This is a genomic window from Tabrizicola sp., assembly GCF_031377265.1.
Classification (GTDB): Bacteria; Pseudomonadota; Alphaproteobacteria; order Rhodobacterales; family Rhodobacteraceae; genus JAUYQR01.
Genome location: NZ_JANMET010000394.1, coordinates 1 through 2,692 on the forward strand (window position 1 = coordinate 1; position 2,692 = coordinate 2,692).

General features: G+C 62.3%; 4 protein-coding genes. All 4 read left to right on the forward strand.

The genetic code is table 11. The annotated features are described in order from the left end of the window. Positions 1 to 988: molybdopterin-dependent oxidoreductase (locus tag RMO18_RS20900; RefSeq protein WP_309668461.1), on the forward strand; the 988-nt coding region annotated here is incomplete at its 5' end. 7 nt (positions 989 to 995) lie between these two features. Then, the gene (locus RMO18_RS20905) at positions 996 to 1,397 is read left to right on the forward strand and encodes a hypothetical protein (RefSeq protein ID WP_309668466.1); all 402 of its coding nucleotides are present in this window, start codon (positions 996 to 998) and stop codon (positions 1,395 to 1,397) included. A 14-nt stretch (positions 1,398 to 1,411) separates the two neighbouring features. Further along, entirely contained in the window at positions 1,412 to 2,449 is a 1,038-nt protein-coding gene (nuoH, locus tag RMO18_RS20910) for an NADH-quinone oxidoreductase subunit NuoH (RefSeq protein WP_309668463.1), read from the forward strand. A gap of 2 nt (positions 2,450 to 2,451) precedes the next feature. After that, positions 2,452 to 2,692: hypothetical protein (locus tag RMO18_RS20915; protein WP_309668465.1), on the forward strand; the 241-nt coding region annotated here is incomplete at its 3' end.

Consider the following 2,692-nt stretch of genomic DNA (forward strand, 5'->3'; position numbering starts at 1 on the left):
CCGTACTGATGGCGCGAAGCTGCCCGTGGGCAACCGGTCCGGCTATGTCGGCACCGCGACGATCGAAGATATCGACGGCGCAAAGATGATCCAGTTGATCGGCACCAACCCGCGCGTCGAGGCGCCGGTGCTGAACGCCCGGCTGCGCAAGGCCTGGACCAATGGCGCAAAGATCGGGCTCGTTGGGCAGGCGGTCGATCTGACCTATGACTACGCGCATGTGGGAACTGACCGCGCAGCGCTGGAAAAGCTGTCGTCGCAGGTGATCAGCGATGAGACCAAGGCCAAGCCCTCTCTGGTGATCGTCGGTCAAGGCGCGATCAACGAGGCGGATGGCGAGGCGGTGCTGGCGCATGCGATGCGGCTGGCAGAAAACTCCAACTCCAAGCTGTTGATCCTGCATACGGCGGCAAGCCGTGTCGGGGCGATGGATGTGGGCGCCTGCACCGAGGGCGGGCTGGCAGCGGCGACTGACGGCGCGGAGGTGATCTACAACCTTGGCGCCGATGAGGTGGAGATCGCAAAAGGCCCGTTCGTGATCTATCAGGGTTCGCATGGCGACCGGGGTGCGGCGCGCGCCGACATCATCCTGCCCGGCGCGGCCTACACGGAAGAAAACGGGCTGTTCGTCAACACCGAAGGGCGGCCACAGCTGGCGCTGCGGGCTGGCTTTGCGCCGGGCGAGGCGAAGGAAAACTGGGCGATCCTGCGCGCGCTTTCGGCGGAACTTGGGGCGACCCTGCCATGGGATAGCCTTGCAGGCCTGCGCCAGGCGCTGGTCAAGGCGCATCCGCATCTGGGGCATGTTGATCTGGTGCCGCAGAACGCATGGGCCGCGCTGCCGATCAAGCCGCTGGGCAAGGCCGATTTCCGCAATGCGATCAAGGATTTCTACCTTACCAACCCGATCGCCCGCGCCTCGACCGTGATGGCGGAACTGTCGGCGCTGGCAGCCACCCGCGCAGCTGCCCCGATGGCAGCGGAATAGGCCCTTGATGCGCGCTCTCAGCCTTGCTGCAACCCTGACCACCGCGACAGCGGCGCTGGGGGCTTGCACGCAAACGGCGGAGGTGACAGAGGATCGCGACAAGATCGGCTACCTCGGGATTCAAACGATCCTGCTTGACGACGGTCTGGTGAGTTTCGGCGTGGCACTGCGCGACGCAGAGGGTAAAGCAGATGTTGAGGCTTACGGCCGCTGTGCGGCGGCGCAATACGCGCTGGACAAGGGATATGGTTTCGTGCGGCAGGTCCGCACCATCGTGAAGCAGGACGGACGGAACTGGTTCGGGGACGCGGTCTATCTGATTTCCGCAGCGCTTCCCCCGGGCCTTCGCACCATTGACGCCGAAGTTACGGCGGCGGAATGCGAAGAACTTGGAATACCGACGGTTTGAAGTGAGGGACTGAGATGGCGGATTTTCTTTCCACGGGGTTCGGGACGGCGGTGCTGATCGCGGCGCAAAGCCTTCTGATCGTGGCCTTCGTGATGATCAGCCTGTTGTTCCTTGTGTATGGCGACCGCAAGATCTGGGCGGCGGTGCAGATGCGGCGCGGCCCGAACGTGGTCGGGCCGTTCGGGTTGCTGCAATCGGTGGCCGATGCGCTGAAATACGTAGTCAAGGAAATCGTAGTGCCTGCCGGGGCCGACCGGCCGGTGTTCTTTCTGGCACCCATGCTGTCGTTCGTGCTGGCGATCCTCGCCTGGGCGGTGATCCCGTTTGATGACGGCTGGGTGCTGGCCGACATCAACGTGGCGATCCTGTTCGTGTTCGCGGTGTCCAGCCTAGAGGTTTACGGCGTGATCATGGGCGGCTGGGCCTCAAACTCCAAATACCCGTTCCTTGGGTCTTTGCGGTCGGCGGCGCAGATGATCTCCTATGAGGTGTCTTTGGGGCTGATCATCATCGGCGTGATCATTTCCACCGGGGGGATGAACTTCTCGGCCATCGTCGCGGCGCAGGACGGCGATTACGGCCTGTTCAACTGGTACTGGCTGCCGCATTTCCCGATGGTGTTCCTGTTCTTCATCAGCGCCCTGGCCGAGACCAACCGCCCCCCGTTCGACCTGCCCGAGGCAGAGTCCGAACTCGTCGCCGGGTTCATGGTGGAATACTCCTCCACCCCCTACCTGCTGTTCATGGCCGGCGAATACATCGCCATTTTCCTGATGTGCGCGCTGATGAGCCTGCTGTTCTTCGGCGGCTGGCTCTCGCCGATCCCCGGCCTGCCGGATGGCTGGTGGAGGATGGTCGCTAAGATGTGGCTCTTCTTCTTCATGTTCGCCATGGTGAAGGCCATCGTCCCCCGCTACCGCTATGACCAGCTGATGCGGATCGGCTGGAAAGTGTTCCTGCCGATGTCGTTGGGTTGGGTGGTGCTGGTGGCGTTCCTTGCGAAATTCGAAGTGTTCGGCGGCTTCTGGGCGCGCTGGGCCGTGGGGGGGTAAAGATGGCGCGCCAGACTTTCTATTTCCATGCCTTGGGATCGAATGGGGTTCTTGTCGGGATCTTTCCCGAGGTCAATGGCCGATACAAGATCATGTATGGGAAAGAGAACCTCGGTTCATACCATTCGCCCGAGGCCGCTTTGGATGATCTGATAGGCGGGCACACCTTTGCACCATCTGACGGGGCAGACACGTCGCATCTTGGTTTCCCCGAAGACCTACTTGAATGGTTCAAGAAGCCAT

Coding starts and splice junctions, on each gene's coding strand:
- RMO18_RS20905 (WP_309668466.1), top strand. CDS start 996: ATGCGCGCTCTCAGCCTTGCTGCAACCCTGACCACCGCGACAGCGGCG.
- nuoH (WP_309668463.1), top strand. CDS start 1,412: ATGGCGGATTTTCTTTCCACGGGGTTCGGGACGGCGGTGCTGATCGCG.